We start from the raw sequence: 17,466 nt of genomic DNA, 5'->3' as shown, positions 1-17,466 counted from the left end.
GTTAATTAGAACCATTCACGTTTCCTTGTGTCCTATTTATCTAGTACTCACCATAAAGCGCCTTATTTCAAGCTTCTACTCCTCAGATGAGTGCTTTTAGAGTAACTTTTTAGCAGATTGAAATTGTAACATTGTGTATAGTAAATAAACCTGTTGACGTTTTTAACAGAAAGAAGTTTAGGTAAAACCCCTTCTTCTTATGTATTTAAGGGATGAAAAATTTAAAATGCCAGAGATCAAAGAGCTTTTTGAAAACAATTCTAAATGGGCTAAATCAATTAAAGCTGGACGTCCAGAATATTTTGCCCAACTTGAGGAAGGACAAAGCCCAGGGTTCCTATGGATTGGTTGCTCAGACAGTCGAGTTCCTGCAGAGCGTTTAACAGGACTACATTCAGGTGAGTTATTTGTGCACCGTAATGTAGCCAATCAAGTGATTCATACCGATCTAAATTGCTTATCCGTATTACAATACGCTGTCGATGTATTAAAAATTAAGCACATTATTGTTTGTGGTCATTATGGGTGTGGCGGTGTTAATGCTGCCATCGAAAACCCACCGTTAGGGTTAATCAATAACTGGTTACTTCATATTAGAGACTTATACCTAAAACATAGAACCGTATTTGGTCAAATCCCTCGTGAAAAGTGGGGCGATAAATTATGTGAGATAAATGTTGCTGAGCAAGTTTATAACGTAGGTAATTCAACCGTAATGCAAACCGCTTGGGAACGAGGTCAAGATGTTCAAGTTCACGGCGTTGTTTATGGTATGGGAGATGGTGTATTAAATGATCTTGGCGTTAAAGGCCACAGCCGTGAATCATTAGAAATATCCTATCAAGCAGCTATGTCAGTAATCACTCATGTGAATAATTGATGATAAAAAGCGAATAGTTCTACTTTTTACCATCAAGAAAGTTAGCCAGAGAAAGTATTCACATCTTCTTTCTCTGGCTTTTTATTACGTTGTTATTCGCAAACGTATGAGTCGGCGAAGATGTCGAACTTGACGTTCCGCTTTAATCTCAGTGACTTCAAAATGGCTAATAGTACGCCCATCAATATGTAAGCCAATGTCTTTTAAAAGATATTCATTTCCCCATGGGATTTCATACTGAACTTTACGAACTCTTCGTTTCCACTCGCGTGCTTCTCGTGCAAAATCGGCTTTAATTAATAAAGTAGCTAAATGTAGATATAGTGAATGACGCATAATATTTCTCCAAAATATGGCTAGAAATAACGCGACTAAAATAGTAAAGATGGGAGTATACCTTCTTAGATAGCCGCAATATTCGCAGCCAAGAAGGTTACGAATTAATTATAAATTTTGATCGTTACCAGTAGTAAACGATGTAATGGTGGCACAACACATTTTGTATGAATGAATAACTGTCATGTTGACCTCCTAAAACTTAAAATTAACTCTATAAATAGGTAAGTTGTAAATTTGATTTACGGTTAAATTGTAACCGCTAGTGATTAATAATCAAGCACAAAACTTCAACAAAAACAAAACAAAATAAACACACTGATATTCTGAATTAACTTCACTATTTACTTAGTAAATATTTTGTATATATCCAAACCACACTATTATTAGCTATATATTATAATTAGTAGTTCTATAGATAATAAAAAAGCGGAAAATACTTTGTATCCCCCGCCTTTAATAATGCGTTTATTTAATTCAATACTTATTATTGAGGTACGACTTTACCAATATAAGGTAAGTTACGGTATTTTTGAGCGTAATCAATACCAACACCAACAACAAACTCATCAGGAATTGAAAAACCAATCCAATCAACCTTAACATCAACTTCACGGCGAGAAGGCTTATCAAGTAGAGTACAAATAGCAATTGAGTTTGGTTCACGAATAGATAAGATCTCGCACACTTTACTCAGAGTATTACCAGTATCAATAATATCCTCAACTAATAAAACATCTTTACCTTTAATATCATCATCAAGATCTTTTAAGATTCGTACATCACGAGTACTTTCCATACTATTGCCATAGCTTGATGCCGTCATGAAATCAACCGTCATTGGTGTTTCAATCGCACGAGCTAAATCAGCCATAAATACAAATGAACCACGTAATAAACCAACCATGACTAAACCTTCTGATGCTTTATAATGCTCAGATATTTGTTGGCCTAACTCTTTAACTCGCTGGCTTACCTCTTGTTCAGAGATCATCACTTCTACTGTATGTTTCATACCATCTCACTTATTCGTTGAACCTACCCACGGTAGGATTTAGACCTATATAGTCTACAACAAAACCACTAATGACATGCGTCGAATTACAAAAGTTTTTCATGCCACTTTATGACTAACCATCTAATTTTATAAAATCAATTAAAATCAAAAGGATTAATACGGTAAACCATTGCAATTTTTTATAAATAACCTTTAAGTACGTCATATTTTTAATTGATTAAGTGAATATTTGTTGAATATATAAGCTGCCTTATGTAAAGTTATTGAGCATAATAATAATAAAACCCTATATAAAATAATAATTTGTTGGCAAGGATATAATAATATGGATACGATCCAAAAAAGGCCTAGAACAAGGCTATCTCCAGAAAAGCGCAAAGAACAACTGCTTGATATTGCAATTGAGGTATTTTCACAACGTGGTATTGGTCGTGGCGGCCATGCTGATGTTGCTGAAATAGCGCAAGTCTCAGTCGCTACTGTATTTAATTATTTCCCAACAAGAGAAGATCTTGTTGATGATGTATTAAATAAAGTAGAAGAGCAATTTCATCAATTCGTTAAAGACTCCATTGATCTTGATGTAGATGTTCGATCAAACCTTCATACATTATTAATGAACATTATTGATACTGTTCAATCTGGTAATAAGTGGATTAAGGTATGGTTTGAGTGGAGTACTTCGACTCGTGAAGAAGTATGGCCTCTTTTCTTAAGTACACATGTGAATAATCAAAAAATTATTCGCACTATGTTTACTGAAGGAATTGAACGTAATGAAGTATGTAATGACCATACTCCTGAAAACCTAGCGAAAATGCTTCATGGCATCTGCTATACTGTATTTATCCAAGCAAACCGTAATCACGCAGCTGAAGAGCTTGAAGATACGGCTAACTGCTTCTTAAATATGCTGTGTATTTATAAATAATATTCAGAACTCAGAAAGTAGATAATAAAAAACCGCTGATTAATCAGTAATGCCGATCAGTTAAGAAATTTTCCAGATCATTTGACTGATCGTTAAAAACCTTCAAAATCCGATATTGGGTAACCAATATCGGATTTTTTATGCAACTAACTAAAGCTCTAACACTGGCTAATGATTTCGTCCCTGATTCTGATTCTCTCGGAAAACTCAGTGATATATTACCTCCTGAATTTATTAATCAATGTTTAGAAGAGGCTGGGATAGCTACGATCCGTAAGCGCCGATTACCATTAGATATGATGATTTGGGTTGTGTTAGGCATGGCTTTCTATCGAGATGAGTCAGTCTGGGACATTACCAGTAATATGCAGCTTATGCTGCCAGGAAAGCGGCCACTAGTGGCTCCGAGTGCAGTAGTTCAAGCGAGACAAAGACTTGGAAGCGAAGCAGTAAGACATATTTTCACATCAACAGCTGAAATCTGGAATACCGAAGCAAACCATCCAACATGGAACGGTTTACAATTATTAGGTGTTGATGGCGTAGTTTGGCGAGCGCCTGACACAAAAGAAAACCTTCAAGTATTTGAACCTAAAAGTAATCAGCATGGCGAAACCTGCTACCCTAAAATCAGAATGGTATGCCAAATGGAACTCACTAGCCATTTATTGATCAATAGTGCTTTTGATAGCACAAAAGTCAGTGAAATGGTTTTAGCTGAACAACTTATCTCATCCACTCCAGATAACTCTATAACTTTGTTTGATAAAGGATTTTATTCCCTTGGCTTACTTCATAAATGGTCTACAACAGGATCGGAACGTCATTGGTTGCTTCCTGTGAAGAAAGGAACAATATATGAGGAAGTACGAACTTTAGGTCGACAAGATAAATTAGTGCGTTTAAAAACATCGCCACAAGCTAGAAAGAAGTTCCTTGATCTGCCGGAATATATTGAAGCTCGGTTAGTGAGTAAAAAAGTGAAAGGAAAAGAGACTCAAATTTTAACTTCAATGGTTGATCCAATGCGTTTTCCATCGTCTGAAATGGTAGAGCTGTACAGTGAGCGTTGGGAGATAGAAGTCGGTTATAGAGAAATGAAACAGACGCTTCTAAATAGTGAGCATCACCTTCGAAGTAAAAAGCCTGAGATGATTAGACAAGAATTATGGGGGATATTACTTGGTTATAACTTACTTAGATATCAAATGGTTAAGATGTCACATACGGTGAAGGGGCTTCACGCAAACCAATTAAGTTTCACATCATGCTCGCTGGCAATCATAAATATGTTGTACACAATGTCACTAAATAGTGCAGGTAATATCCCGAAGACTATCGCCTCTTTACAGGCAAATACCGCTCACTACATTTTACCGCCAAAGAGAGAAGATAGGCGCTATCCAAGGAGAGTTCGAGCTAAAGCCGTGAAGTACCCTTGCTGGAAAAAGAAAAAAGCCAGTCAGCTTAACTGACTGGCATTACTGATTAATCAGCGGTTTTTTTATATTTAAACTCTAATGGTTATTAGGAGAAATTATTTCTTTCTCTTCACTGCTTTTGCATTTGGAAGGTCAGTAATAGAACCTTCATAAATTTCAGCAGCCATACCAATTGATTCATGCAATGTTGGGTGAGCATGGATAGTTAATGCGATATCTTCTGCATCACAACCCATTTCAATTGCAAGACCGATTTCGCCAAGAAGTTCACCAGCGTTAGTACCAACAATTGCACCACCGATAACGCGGTTAGTGTCTTTATCAAAAAGAAGCTTAGTTAGACCATCAGCACAATCTGAAGCGATTGCACGGCCTGATGCAGCCCAAGGGAAGCTTGCAGCTTCGTAGTTAATGCCTTCGGCTTTTGCTTCTTTCTCTGTTTTACCAACCCAAGCGACTTCTGGCTCAGTGTAAGCAATTGAAGGAATCACTTTAGGATCGAAGTAGTGCTTCTTACCAGAGATAACTTCAGCAGCAACGTGACCTTCATGCACACCTTTGTGAGCAAGCATAGGTTGACCTACGATATCACCAATAGCGTGGATATGAGGTACGTTAGTACGCATTTGCTTATCAACATTAATGAAACCACGTTCATCAACAGCAACACCCGCTTTCTCAGCATCTAATAAGCTACCGTTTGGAACACGACCGATAGCAACAAGAACAGCATCATAACGCTCAGCTTCTGCTGGTGCTTTTTTGCCTTCCATTGAAACGTAGATACCATCTTCTTTTGCTTCAACTGCTGTCACTTTCGTTTCAAGCATTAAGTTGAACTTCTTGCTCACACGCTTAGTGTAAACTTTAACGATATCTTTATCTGCCGCAGGAATTACTTGGTCAAACATCTCAACAACGTCAACTTGAGAACCCAGCGCATGATAAACCGTACCCATTTCTAGGCCGATGATGCCACCACCCATGATAAGCAGCTTCTTAGGAACTTCTTTAAGCTCAAGCGCATCCGTTGAATCCCAAATACGTGGGTCTTCATGAGGAATGAACGGCAGCTTAATTGGACGAGAACCCGCAGCAACAATCGCATTATCAAAGTTGATTGTTGTGTTGCCATCTTCACCAGTTACTTCAATAGTGTTTGCGCCAGTAAATTTACCAAGGCCATTTACTACTGTTACTTTACGCATCTTAGCCATACCGCCAAGACCGCCAGTCAGTTGAGTAACTACTTTTTCTTTCCATAAACGGATCTTATCGATGTCCGTTTGAGGCTCACCAAATACGATGCCGTGATCTGCCATCGCTTTTGCTTCTTCAATAACTTTAGCTACGTGAAGTAATGCTTTTGATGGGATACAACCAACGTTTAAACATACACCACCAAGCGTGTTGTAACGTTCAACGATAACTGTTTCTAAACCTAAATCTGCACAACGGAATGCTGCAGAGTAACCAGCAGGACCGGCACCAAGTACCACAACTTGGGCTTTAATTTCTTTGCTCATTTTGACCTCGTTATAGTCATTTCCCTAACAGGCTGACCGATGTTCTAGTATTGTTTTCAGACTGACTTTATTTTACATATATGTTAACAGTGTGAAAGCAAGATGGGGTTAGCCTGTGAGCTAGACAACAATTCACGTTAATACACTTCCTATAAAAAGTGTTAAAAAACGCAAATTGTATTTAATTCTAAAAACTGAAGTTAACCTTCAATTTATGAAGCAATAAGGCGGCTTATTTGCCACCTTATTGTTTATTTCAATTACCGCTAATTACAGTACCAAGCGACGAATGTCTGATAATGCACTGTTTAAGAAAGTAATAAAACGAGCGCCTTCTGCACCATCAATCACACGGTGATCGTAAGATAGAGACAGAGGAAGCTGTAGGCGTGGAGCGAACTCTTTGCCATTCCAAACTGGTTTAATTTCAGATTTAGATACACCTAAGATACCTACTTCTGGAGCATTTACGATTGGTGTAAATGCTGTACCACCGATACCGCCAAGGCTTGAGATTGTGAAACAACCGCCTTGCATATCAGAAGCCATTAATTTACCAGCACGTGCTTTCTTAGAAATAGCCATTAGCTCTTCAGATAGCTCGTAAATGCCTTTTTTGTTCACGTCTTTAAATACAGGAACAACAAGACCGTTTGGCGTATCAACTGCGATACCTACGTTTACGTACTTCTTAAGGATGATACTTTCGCCATCATCAGATAATGAAGAGTTAAACGATGGGAATGCTTCAAGTGCTTTCGCAACCGCTTTCATGATGAACACAAGTGGCGTGATCTTCATACCTGTATCATTCTTCGCTTCGATTGCATTCTGTTCTTTACGGAATGCTTCTAGCTCTGTGATATCAGCATTATCCCACTGTGTAACGTGCGGGATCATTACCCAGTTACGGTGCAGGTTAGCGCCAGAAATTTTCTTAATCTTAGAAAGTTTCTTAACTTCTGTTTCACCAAACTTACTGAAATCAATTTTTGGCCACGGAAGTAAACCAAGAGCAGAACCGTCACCGCCTTTACCTGATGCAGCAGCACCAGATTCAAGACGCTTAAGCGCATCTTTCACAAAGCTTTGAACGTCTTCTTTTAGGATACGGTCTTTACGGCCAGTACCTTTAACTTTAGCAAGGTTTACACCAAACTCACGAGCAAGACGGCGAACAACTGGAGACGCGTGTGCGTATTCGTTGTTTGCTTCAAATTCACCCGTAGCTGCTGGAGCAGAAGCCGCTGCAACTGGTGCAGGAGCTGCTTGTGCAACTGGTGCTGCTGTCGCTTGTGCTACAACTGGTGCTGCGCCTTCAACAACAAATGTCATGATTAGAGAGCCAGTTGATACTTTATCGCCAGCTGCAATCTTAATCTCTTTGATAGTACCAGCAAAAGGAGCAGGAACTTCCATTGATGCTTTGTCGCCTTCAACAGTAATTAGAGATTGCTCTTCTTCTACTGTATCGCCAACAGCAACCATGATTTCAGTTACTTCAACTTCATCACCGCCGATATCTGGAACATTTACTTCTTTCTCAGCAGATACTGCTGGAGCCGCTGCAACTGGTGCTGCTGCCGCTTGAGGAGCAGCTACTGGAGCAGAACCTGCAACTTCAAAGATCATAACTAAAGAGCCAGTTGACACTGAATCACCAGAAGCGATTTTGATTTCTTTAACTGTACCAGCGAATGGTGCAGGAACTTCCATTGAAGCTTTGTCGCCTTCAACAGTTAAAAGAGATTGCTCTTCTTCTACTGTATCGCCAACAGAAACCATGATTTCAGTGACTTCAACTTCATCACCGCCGATATCTGGAACATGAACTTCTTTAAGCTCAGCAACAGATGCCGCAGCAGGAGCAGCTACTGGAGCCGCTTCAACTACTGGAGCTGCAGGTGCAGCAGCACCCTCAGCTTCAAAGATCATGATTAGAGAACCAGTTGTTACTGAATCGCCTTCAGAAATTTTAATTTCTTTAACGATACCCGCTTGAGACGCAGGAACTTCCATTGAAGCTTTATCGCCTTCAACAGTGATCAGTGACTGCTCTTCTTCAACTCGGTCACCGACCTTAACTAGAATCTCAGTTACTTCAACCTCATCTGCACCGATGTCAGGTACATTAATTTCGATTGTCATTGTTTGTTTCCTTAATTAATGGAAGTCTTATGCGTATTGCGGGTTAGTTTTTTCTGTGTCGATATTGAATTTAGCAATAGCTTCTGCAACAACTGATTTCTCAATATCACCACGTTTCACAAGTTCAGTTAGAGCAGCAACAACTACGTAGCCTGCGTTAACTTCGAAGTGACGACGTAGGTTCTCACGGCTGTCTGAACGACCAAAGCCATCAGTACCAAGTACTTTGTATGATTCAGTTGGCATAAATGCACGTACTTGCTCAGCGTAGTTCTTCATGTAATCTGTCGCAGCGATTGCTGGTTCGTTACCAAGAACAGTTGTGATGTACGGTACTTTAGCTTCTGCTTCTGGGTGTAGCATGTTGTAACGCTCTGCATCTTGACCATCACGAGTTAGCTCGTTGAAAGAAGTAACAGAGAATATGTCCGACGCTACGCCGTAATCTTCACTTAGGATCTGTGCAGCTTTACGTACTTCATTCATGATAGTACCAGAGCTCATTAACTGAACTTTAGCTTTAGAACCAGCATGAGACTCAAGCTTGTAGATACCTTTACGGATGCCTTCTTCAGCGCCTTCTGGCATTGCTGGCATTGCGTAGTTTTCGTTCATAACTGTTAGGTAGTAGTAAACGTTTTCTTGGTTCTCACCGTACATGCGACGAATACCGTCTTGCATGATTACCGCTAGCTCGTAAGCAAACGTTGGGTCATAAGAAATACAGTTAGGAACTGTGTTTGCCATGATGTGTGAGTGGCCATCTTCGTGTTGTAGACCTTCACCGTTAAGCGTTGTACGACCTGCAGTAGCACCTAATAGGAAACCACGTGCTTGTTGGTCACCCGCTAACCATGCCATGTCACCAATACGTTGGAAACCGAACATTGAGTAGTAGATGTAGAATGGGATCATTGGTAGGTTGTTTGTGCTGTATGATGTTGCAGCAGCAACCCAAGATGCCATTGAACCTAGTTCATTGATACCTTCTTGAAGAACTTGACCAGAAGTTGCTTCTTTGTAGTAAGAAACAATGCCTTTATCTTCAGGAGTGTAATCTTGACCGTGTGGGTTGTAGATACCAACCTGACGGAATAGACCTTCCATACCGAATGTACGTGCTTCATCACAAATGATAGGAACGATGTTCTTACCAATGTTCTTATCTTTAAGTAAGATATTTAGTGTACGTACGTAAGCCATCGTTGTTGAGATATCACGCTTCTGCTCACCTAATAGAGGGGCAAATGCATCAAGCTCAGGCACTTTAAATTCTTGAGTAAACTTAGGCAGACGCTTAGGTGTGTAACCGTGTAGCGCATCACGACGAGCGTGTAAGTAGTTGTACTCAGCAGAACCCTCTTCTAGTTTAAGATAAGGAAGTTCTTTGATTTTTTCATCAGAAAGAATGTCTTCTAGACCTAAACGATCACGTAGGTGTTGAACATGAGTCATGTCCATTTTCTTAACACCGTGTGCAATATTCTTGCCTTCAGCTGCATCACCCATGCCGTAACCTTTAACAGTTTTAGCTAGGATCACTGTTGGCTTACCGCCTGTTTCTTTTGCATTATTGAATGCAGCAAACAGTTTAGATGAATCATGACCACCACGCTTAAGAGCGAAGATCTCGTCATCAGTCATATCAGCAACAAGCGCTGCAGTTTCAGGGTATTTACCAAAGAAGTTCTCACGTACGTAAGCGCCATCTTTAGATTTGAATGTTTGGTAATCACCGTCAATAGTTTCGTTCATTAATTGAAGAAGTTTACCAGTCGTGTCTTTAGCAAGTAGTGAATCCCAGTTGCTACCCCAAATAACTTTAACAACATTCCAACCAGCACCTTTAAATAGGCCTTCTAGTTCTTGAATGATGCTACCGTTACCCATAACAGGGCCATCTAGACGCTGTAGGTTACAGTTAATTAGGAAACATAGGTTATCCAGTTTTTCACGAGCAGCGAAAGAGATCGCACCGCGTGATTCTGGCTCATCCATCTCACCATCACCTAGGAAAGCGTATACACGCTGAGCGCCAGTCTCTTTCATGCCACGGCCTTCAAGGTACTTAAGGAAGCGCGCTTGATAGATAGCAGAAATAGGACCAAGACCCATAGACACTGTAGGGAACTGCCAGAATTCAGGCATCAGTTTAGGGTGTGGGTAAGAAGGAATACCTTTACCATCAACTTCTTGACGGAAGTTATCTAGTTGCTCTTCAGTTAAACGACCTTCAACGAAAGCACGAGAGTAGATACCAGGAGATATATGACCTTGGTAATAAACTAAATCACCACCGTCCGTCTCATTTGGAGCACGGAAGAAATGGTTGAAACATACTTCGTAGAATGCAGCTGCAGATTGGTAAGAAGCCATATGGCCACCTAGATCCAAATCTTTCTTCGAAGCACGTAGAACGATCATGATTGCGTTCCAACGAATAATTGAACGGATACGACGCTCAAGAGTAACATCACCAGGGTACGCAGGTTCTTGCGTTGCTGGGATGGTATTGATGTAGTTAGTATTGATACCTGTAGCCATATCAACACCATCTAAACGAGCTTTATCAAGAACTTGCTCTAATAGATACTGGGCGCGTTCAACACCCTCTTCACGTACAACTGACTCAAGAGCTTCTAACCAATCTTGAGTTTCTAGTGCATCAACGTCATGCTTCATGTCAGACATGCGAGCTATCCTTTTATTTGTTGGTTCAAATAGGGTGACAATGAAATGAATCGAATTAATCCATATCATTACTTTGTTGAATTCGACGAAGCGAGCACTCTCGGCGGCTCTCTTCTTTTGTCAATTCCAACAATGTTTCTTCAATATAGGCAAGATGTGAGTGTGATGCCAAACGCGCCTCTTCAGGCTTTCCTGACACTATCGCCTCTACAATCTCAGCTCTATGCTCTCTTACCTTTTTTACCACCGCTTCACGACGATTTAATAAGGTAAAATTTTGTAATACGTTTTGCTCAAGCAAGGGCTCTAAACTGCGAACCATGTGAAGTAATACCACATTGTGCGCCGATTCTGTGACCGTAATAAGACAATGCATAACCGCAGACGCTTCCGCTTTTAAATCACCATCTTGTTGTGCTTGTTGGATTAATTTATGTGACTCTTTAATCCGTTTAAAATCTTCTTCATTACCACGTAAAGCCGCGTAATAAGCAGAAATACCTTCTAACGCATGACGCGATTCCAATAAATCAAACTGTGTTTCAGGATGCGTTGCTAGTAAATCTAACAATGGCTCTGAGAAACTTTGCCACAGCCCTTTATTAACAAACGTTCCACCACCTTGACGGCGCGTTAATAAATGCTTTGCTTCTAAACGTTGTATTGCTTCCCGTACCGAAGGGCGAGAAACATCAAACTGTTTTGCTAACTCTCTTTCAGCTGGTAATTTTTGCCCAGGAGAAAGGGTTCCTTCTAAAATCAGCCGTTCAAGCTCTTGCTCGATTACATCGGACAGCTTTGGCTGACGTATCCTTTGATATGTCATCGTAGCTCAACCTAATTTAAGTTGATTACTTCCCACATTACCGTGAGTCATTCGTCACTTTAAATAATTGGTAATACCAATTTTATTTGAGGTGCAAGTTATCATAAAAAAAGGGAATTTGTCTAGATAAAAGTTGATTTGAATCATGGAACGGAGTTGGTTTACATTGTTAATTAACAATATAACCACACAATAAACACAATTGGTCTGACTAGTTTGATTTATAAATAGAGATTCATGTGCCAAAATCAAGAAATTAGAGCCCATAAATTTAAGGGCTAACCTCTTCTATTTCCTTAACTTATGGTACTTTTCCCAATGAAATGATAACCCCGGATCTGTTTTTCTTAATGGGGCTATGTACTGGTGACCAGTAATGCGCTTATCAACAATCAATGGGTAAGCGTCTTGTAGCACGTTTGTTACAACGGCCAGACTGTCATATTGCTCTTGAGTATAGGCAGTAAAATCAGTCCCTTCCAACTCAATACCAATACTGTAATCATTACACCGCTCTCGTCCTGCAAAGAAGGAGGTTCCTGCATGCCAAGCCCTTGCATTAAAAGGAACAAATTGCACAACGCAGCCATCACGCCTGATCAAACAATGCGCCGATACTCTAAATTGATGGATCACCTTAAAGAATGGATGATCGTCTGGATTTAGCGTGCCCGTAAATAGCTGTTCAATATAAGGACCACCAAATTGCCCCGGCGGTAAACTGATGTTATGCACCACAAGTAAGGAAATATCTTTATCATCAGGACGAGCATCATAAAATGGCGATACCACATGCTTTGCTTCATTAAGCCAATGATCTGTTGATAAAGTGAATTTCATCATTTATTCCTATCTCAATTAAAGTATCTTGTGCAACTTGTATGTATCTTATGATGAAATTCTGCTCTAGCGCGAGTATTATTGTTACCATAATTCTATTTCAAATAATTCAATGGACCTCACCATGATCAAAACCCATGACAGCGCCTCTCGTCTTGAATATTTAAAACAACAGCTTCCAACCGAAATTACTCGTGCCGTTTCAGATACACTACGTGAGGATTTAGGTGGAACTCTCGATATAAGTACGGACATTACCGCAAGCTTAATCGCAGAAGAAACACAATCTGTTGCAACGATCATCACGCGTGAACATGGTGTGTTTTGTGGAAAAATGTGGGCCGATGAAGTCTTTAAACAACTCGGAGGTACTGTTTCTATCGAATGGCACGTAGAAGATGGAGATAAAGTCGAACCAAACCAAACACTTTGTACCTTAACAGGCCCATCACGTGCACTATTAACCGGTGAGCGCAATGCGATGAACTTCATTCAAACACTCTCTGGTTGTTCTACCACCACAGCAATTTACGCTGAAAAAATTGCACACACCAAATGTCGTCTACTTGATACTCGCAAAACCATTCCGGGTTTACGCAGTGCATTAAAATATGCCGTAGCTTGTGGCGGTGGTTTCAATCACCGTATTGGTGTGTTTGATGCTTATCTAATTAAAGAAAATCACATTATTGCCTGTGGCGGTATTGAAAAAGCGATTTCTACAGCTAAAGAGCTAAATCCAGGAAAGCCTGTTGAAGTAGAGACAGAAAGCCTAGAAGAACTGCAACAAGCGATTGATGCAGGTGCTGACATTATTATGTTGGATAACTTCACTACCGACATGATGCGTGAAGCCGTTAAATTAAATGCGAGTCGCGCTGCACTAGAAAACTCAGGCAATGTCACTTTAGATACGATTGCAGAATTCGCTGAAACGGGAGTTGATTACATCTCTGTCGGCGCATTAACTAAGCATCTAAACGCAATGGATTTATCAATGCGTTTTAAGTAACCGCTATCTAACTGATTAAAAAGGCTGACATTACGTTAGCCTTTTTTATTTCTTTGTACATAATCCCCCATAAATAACTTTGACTAACCCCGCACTACACAACTTCAATATAGTTAATTAACTCTTTGTTTCTCAATTAAGAATTGCGATCGAACATAAACTAAAAAATGTCATAACTTGAAGTTTATCGTATTTGATTTTGCAAATTTCATTGTCAACATAATAAAGTGGTGTCTCACTCGAACCTTATCCTTTTCTCTCTGCACGCTCTTTTTATTCGATTTATTATTTTGCACATCAAATAAAACATGAATCAACCTGATTCATCTTGGAGAGAAAAATGAAACAACATCAAGGACAGAAAGGCTTTACCTTAATTGAGTTAATGATTGTAGTTGCGGTGATTGGGGTGCTGTCGGCTATAGCGATGCCTCAATATCAAAAATATGTGGCGAAAGCAGAGGTAGCTTCTGCATTAGCTACTTTAACTGGGATTAAAACTAATGTAGAAGCTTACTCAGTAGAAAATGGAGCTTTTCCTGCTAGTGGTACAGAGAGTGATTTAGGTGTCCCTGCATCTATCCCTGGTGGTGCAATTGCATTTTCAGCTTCAAGTTCTGCGGGTTCAGGTACAATCACTTATACCTTTGCCTCTGCTGGTGTGAGTACTCTATTAACAAATAAAAAATTTCAACTAGCAAGAACTGGTGGAGATGGTTCTTGGAAGTGTGATGCTCCTGCTGGAACTCCAGTAACAGATGATCTACTTCCAAAACACTGTAAATAAATGCACACCAACCTCGCCTCTATCTTGCGTCAAGCTGAGTTAATCAGTGCGACGCAAGAAAGCAGCATCATAGAGTCAGTTCAAGCAGAAACGTACACTGTGCCTTCTGCTCTTTTAGCTCAAGGGATATTTACCCCTGATGAACTTATCAGCCATCTTGCTCACATCTTTGGGTTAGATGTTATTAATATCACCCAATATGACTATGCTGATTGTTGTCAAAAGTTGGGCTTACGTGATCTCATCACTAAATATCAAGCGCTGCCTATTTCTAACGATGGTTGCAATATTCAACTGGCGGTAAGCGATCCAAGTATTGCTCAAGTTGAAGATGATTTTCGCTTTACCACAGGAAAACAAATCACTCTCGTTTTAGCCGACCAAGGTCAGCTTGAAGCGGCTGTTCGTCGTCTGTATGGACGTTCAATTTCAACTTCCGATTCATCACATCGTAAAGACATCACCCAAGATGAACTCGCTTCATTGGTTGATGTCTCTCTTGATGAAATGACGTCTACCGAAGATCTCAGTCAAGATGATGCGCCAGTTACTCGCTTTATTAACCAGATTCTATTGGAGGCCGTCCGAAAAGGCGTTTCTGATATTCATTTTGAGCCTTATGAGGACACTTATCGAGTTCGCTTTCGTTGTGATGGGATCTTAGTAGAGAACAGTTCACCTTCTTCACATTTAAGTCGTCGCCTTTCCGCTCGCTTAAAGATAATGGCTAAACTTGATATCGCAGAGCGTCGCTTACCACAAGATGGGCGAATTAAATTAAAACTGAACAGTGATATATCGATAGATATGCGAGTTTCTTCCCTTCCCACCTTATGGGGAGAAAAAATCGTTTTACGTTTATTAGACAGCAGTGCCCCAAGTTTAGATATTGATAAATTAGGCTACAGCGACAAACAAAAAGAGCTTTATCTTAACGCATTAAAACGCCCTCAAGGGATGATATTAATGACTGGCCCAACAGGCAGTGGTAAAACCGTCTCTCTCTATTCTGGTTTGAACATTTTAAATACCACAGAAAAAAACATATCCACCGCTGAAGATCCTGTAGAAATAAATCTTAATGGGGTAAACCAAGTACAAGTTGCCCCTAAAATTGGTTTTACTTTTGCTCATGCCTTACGTTCTTTTTTACGACAAGATCCAGACATCGTTATGGTCGGTGAAATTCGAGATCTCGAAACGGCAGAAATCGCAGTAAAAGCGGCGCAAACAGGGCACTTAGTACTTTCGACACTCCATACCAATTCAGCAGCAGAAACCGTAGTTCGCTTAGGTAATATGGGGATAGAAAACTTCAACCTTGCTTCTTCCCTTAGTTTAATTATCGCCCAACGCTTAGCGAGGAGACTTTGCCCTCACTGTAAAGAAGTTGACCCTCTGAGTTCAGAAACACGAGAAGAATATAGTATCGATTTATTAAGTACTATTTTTAAAGCTCGACCTGAGGGCTGTAATGAATGTACTCATGGTTACTCTGGCCGTATCGGTATTTACGAAGTTATGCCCTTTACGCGTGAATTATCAATCGCCATCCTTAAAGGAGCGACAGTAAGACAAATTGAACAACTCGCCATCAAACAAGGTATGGACAACCTAGCTACATCCGGCATTAAACGACTTGAAGATGGCACAACGAGCTTACAAGAACTCACTCGTGTTCTTTATTTTTAATTCTTAAGTAAGTACTCCTATGCTAAAACCAAAAAACAAAATAAAAACGCTTACCCTGCATAACTTCCAATGGCGTGGCATTAATAGCACTGGTAAAAAAGTATCAGGGAAAATCCTTGCACTTACCGAAGTAGAAGTTAGAGCAAAGCTCAACGAGCAAAGCATTCAAATAAAGAAAATTAAAAAGCGCAGCATTTCTAGTTTTGAAAAAATGAAACACGCCGTTAAACGAAAAGACATCACTCTTTTCACTCGTCAATTAGCCACAATGCTTGGTGCTGGTGTGCCCATAGTGCAATCATTACAGCTCATCGCAGAAAATAATATTAAAGCAGAAATGAAATCCATACTTGGTCAGGTCTGTTTATCAATAGAGGCTGGAACCCAACTTTCAAAAGCACTCTCTACCAGTTGCTCACTCTTTGATTCTTTTTATATTGATTTAGTGGCGACAGGTGAAGAAACAGGCAGTTTATCGCACGCATTTGCTCGTTTAGCTGAATACAGAGAAAAAAGTGAGGCATTACGAGCAAAAGTCGTCAAAGCGATGATCTACCCTACAATGGTTTTTTTAATCGCGATTGCGGTTACCGTTTTAATGCTTATGTTTGTTATCCCTGAATTTGAATCGATTTTTAAAGGGTTTGGGGCCGATCTTCCTTGGTTTACCCAGCAAGTCGTCAATGCTTCCCATTTTTTACAAAATTATGGATTCTGGATTTTATTCATGTTGGGGCTTGCTTCCCTATCGCTGCATTTATTAAAAAAGAAATCTTATTATTTTCGATTTATGCTCAACCGACGCAGTTTGCAACTGCCAATTATTGGAGCGGTACTCTCCAAAGCAGCCATTGCAAAATTTAGTCGAACTCTCGCCACCAGTTTTAGCTCGGGGTTACCTATTTTACATAGCTTACAAACCACTAGTAAAACTGCAGGCAATCTTTACTACCAAGAAGCTATCTTATCCGTACAACAAAACACTGCTGCAGGGATGCCTCTTTATTTAGCAATGCGACACACTCAAGCCTTTCCTGAGATGGTATTGCAAATGGTCATGATTGGTGAAGAATCAGGTCAATTGGATGACATGCTCAATAAAATTGCGTTCGTGTATGAAGACGAAGTTGATAATACCGTCGATAATTTAGGGAAGATCCTTGAGCCCTTTATTATTCTATTTTTAGGAGTCATGATTAGTGGTCTTGTTGTCTCTATGTACCTCCCTATTTTCAATTTAATGAATGTTATTGGATAAGCTTAACTCTATTTCGTCAGGAAATACCTGCTCTTACCTACTTCCTTTAGATGAACTCTGATAAAATAAATGCATTAAA

At 39.9% G+C, this 17,466-nt stretch carries 14 protein-coding genes; 7 read left to right on the top strand and 7 right to left on the bottom strand.

Translation table 11 applies throughout. The features are described 5' to 3' along the window. Window positions 1-226 precede the first annotated feature (226 nt). Window positions 227-880, top strand: coding sequence for a carbonate dehydratase (can, locus tag AC2IP4_RS01935; protein WP_181044595.1), 654 nt, complete (start codon window positions 227-229; stop codon window positions 878-880). An 84-nt stretch (window positions 881-964) separates the two neighbouring features. On the opposite strand, the gene AC2IP4_RS01930 is transcribed toward can, so the two are convergent. Together AC2IP4_RS01930 and hpt are read right to left on the bottom strand one after the other, a co-directional pair. Continuing rightward, a complete protein-coding gene (locus AC2IP4_RS01930) occupies window positions 965-1,216 on the bottom strand; it encodes a DUF1127 domain-containing protein (RefSeq protein ID WP_375321210.1) in 252 nt (83 codons plus the stop codon). Between the two features lie 487 nt (window positions 1,217-1,703). Next, a complete protein-coding gene (hpt, locus tag AC2IP4_RS01925; RefSeq protein ID WP_105055480.1) occupies window positions 1,704-2,231 on the bottom strand; it encodes a hypoxanthine phosphoribosyltransferase in 528 nt (175 codons plus the stop codon). 328 nt (window positions 2,232-2,559) lie between these two features. Between hpt and AC2IP4_RS01920 the strand changes: the two genes are divergently transcribed. Both AC2IP4_RS01920 and AC2IP4_RS01915 read left to right on the top strand, forming a co-directional pair. Then, window positions 2,560-3,165, top strand: coding sequence for a TetR/AcrR family transcriptional regulator (locus AC2IP4_RS01920; RefSeq protein WP_105055481.1), 606 nt, complete (start codon window positions 2,560-2,562; stop codon window positions 3,163-3,165). Window positions 3,166-3,305: 140 nt separating this feature from the next. Further along, on the top strand, window positions 3,306-4,640 hold the full coding sequence (locus AC2IP4_RS01915) for an IS4 family transposase (RefSeq protein ID WP_486310247.1): 1,335 nt from the start codon (window positions 3,306-3,308) through the stop codon (window positions 4,638-4,640). 62 nt (window positions 4,641-4,702) lie between these two features. Here the strand turns inward: AC2IP4_RS01915 and lpdA are convergent, their stop codons facing one another. The 5 genes from lpdA to ampD form a co-directional block, all read right to left on the bottom strand. Then, a complete protein-coding gene (gene lpdA, locus AC2IP4_RS01910) occupies window positions 4,703-6,133 on the bottom strand; it encodes a dihydrolipoyl dehydrogenase (RefSeq protein WP_105055482.1) in 1,431 nt (476 codons plus the stop codon). A gap of 270 nt (window positions 6,134-6,403) precedes the next feature. After that, complete coding sequence (gene aceF / locus AC2IP4_RS01905) at window positions 6,404-8,281, bottom strand: pyruvate dehydrogenase complex dihydrolipoyllysine-residue acetyltransferase (RefSeq protein WP_375321211.1); 1,878 nt, start codon at window positions 8,279-8,281, stop codon at window positions 6,404-6,406. Window positions 8,282-8,308: 27 nt separating this feature from the next. Then, complete coding sequence (gene aceE / locus AC2IP4_RS01900) at window positions 8,309-10,972, bottom strand: pyruvate dehydrogenase (acetyl-transferring), homodimeric type (protein WP_105055484.1); 2,664 nt, start codon at window positions 10,970-10,972, stop codon at window positions 8,309-8,311. A gap of 55 nt (window positions 10,973-11,027) precedes the next feature. Then, complete coding sequence (gene pdhR, locus AC2IP4_RS01895) at window positions 11,028-11,798, bottom strand: pyruvate dehydrogenase complex transcriptional repressor PdhR (RefSeq protein WP_105055485.1); 771 nt, start codon at window positions 11,796-11,798, stop codon at window positions 11,028-11,030. A 288-nt stretch (window positions 11,799-12,086) separates the two neighbouring features. Further along, window positions 12,087-12,638, bottom strand: coding sequence for a 1,6-anhydro-N-acetylmuramyl-L-alanine amidase AmpD (ampD, locus tag AC2IP4_RS01890; protein ID WP_486310736.1), 552 nt, complete (start codon window positions 12,636-12,638; stop codon window positions 12,087-12,089). 124 nt (window positions 12,639-12,762) lie between these two features. Between ampD and nadC the strand changes: the two genes are divergently transcribed. The 4 genes from nadC to AC2IP4_RS01870 all read left to right on the top strand — a co-directional run bounded on the left by nadC (window position 12,763) and on the right by AC2IP4_RS01870 (window position 17,387). Next, window positions 12,763-13,650 (top strand): carboxylating nicotinate-nucleotide diphosphorylase, encoded by an 888-nt coding sequence (gene nadC / locus AC2IP4_RS01885; RefSeq protein WP_375321212.1) that lies wholly within the window; start codon window positions 12,763-12,765, stop codon window positions 13,648-13,650. A 340-nt stretch (window positions 13,651-13,990) separates the two neighbouring features. Continuing rightward, window positions 13,991-14,437 (top strand): pilin, encoded by a 447-nt coding sequence (locus tag AC2IP4_RS01880; protein ID WP_375321213.1) that lies wholly within the window; start codon window positions 13,991-13,993, stop codon window positions 14,435-14,437. Continuing rightward, window positions 14,438-16,129, top strand: coding sequence for a type IV-A pilus assembly ATPase PilB (pilB, locus tag AC2IP4_RS01875; RefSeq protein ID WP_486306749.1), 1,692 nt, complete (start codon window positions 14,438-14,440; stop codon window positions 16,127-16,129). 19 nt (window positions 16,130-16,148) lie between these two features. Continuing rightward, window positions 16,149-17,387: a type II secretion system F family protein gene (locus AC2IP4_RS01870; protein ID WP_375321215.1), complete on the top strand. Its 1,239-nt coding sequence runs from the start codon at window positions 16,149-16,151 to the stop codon at window positions 17,385-17,387. Window positions 17,388-17,466 lie beyond the last annotated feature (79 nt).

It is taken from the genome of Aliivibrio thorii, assembly GCF_057368585.1.
The sequence above is the reverse complement of the archived record's forward strand: the minus strand, read 5'-3'. Positions and strand labels throughout refer to the sequence as shown.

Coding starts and splice junctions, on each gene's coding strand:
- can (WP_181044595.1), top strand. CDS start 227: ATGCCAGAGATCAAAGAGCTTTTTGAAAACAATTCTAAATGGGCTAAA.
- AC2IP4_RS01930 (WP_375321210.1), bottom strand. CDS start 1,216: ATGCGTCATTCACTATATCTACATTTAGCTACTTTATTAATTAAAGCC.
- hpt (WP_105055480.1), bottom strand. CDS start 2,231: ATGAAACATACAGTAGAAGTGATGATCTCTGAACAAGAGGTAAGCCAG.
- AC2IP4_RS01920 (WP_105055481.1), top strand. CDS start 2,560: ATGGATACGATCCAAAAAAGGCCTAGAACAAGGCTATCTCCAGAAAAG.
- AC2IP4_RS01915 (WP_486310247.1), top strand. CDS start 3,306: ATGCAACTAACTAAAGCTCTAACACTGGCTAATGATTTCGTCCCTGAT.
- lpdA (WP_105055482.1), bottom strand. CDS start 6,133: ATGAGCAAAGAAATTAAAGCCCAAGTTGTGGTACTTGGTGCCGGTCCT.
- aceF (WP_375321211.1), bottom strand. CDS start 8,281: ATGACAATCGAAATTAATGTACCTGACATCGGTGCAGATGAGGTTGAA.
- aceE (WP_105055484.1), bottom strand. CDS start 10,972: ATGTCTGACATGAAGCATGACGTTGATGCACTAGAAACTCAAGATTGG.
- pdhR (WP_105055485.1), bottom strand. CDS start 11,798: ATGACATATCAAAGGATACGTCAGCCAAAGCTGTCCGATGTAATCGAG.
- ampD (WP_486310736.1), bottom strand. CDS start 12,638: ATGAAATTCACTTTATCAACAGATCATTGGCTTAATGAAGCAAAGCAT.
- nadC (WP_375321212.1), top strand. CDS start 12,763: ATGATCAAAACCCATGACAGCGCCTCTCGTCTTGAATATTTAAAACAA.
- AC2IP4_RS01880 (WP_375321213.1), top strand. CDS start 13,991: ATGAAACAACATCAAGGACAGAAAGGCTTTACCTTAATTGAGTTAATG.
- pilB (WP_486306749.1), top strand. CDS start 14,438: ATGCACACCAACCTCGCCTCTATCTTGCGTCAAGCTGAGTTAATCAGT.
- AC2IP4_RS01870 (WP_375321215.1), top strand. CDS start 16,149: ATGCTAAAACCAAAAAACAAAATAAAAACGCTTACCCTGCATAACTTC.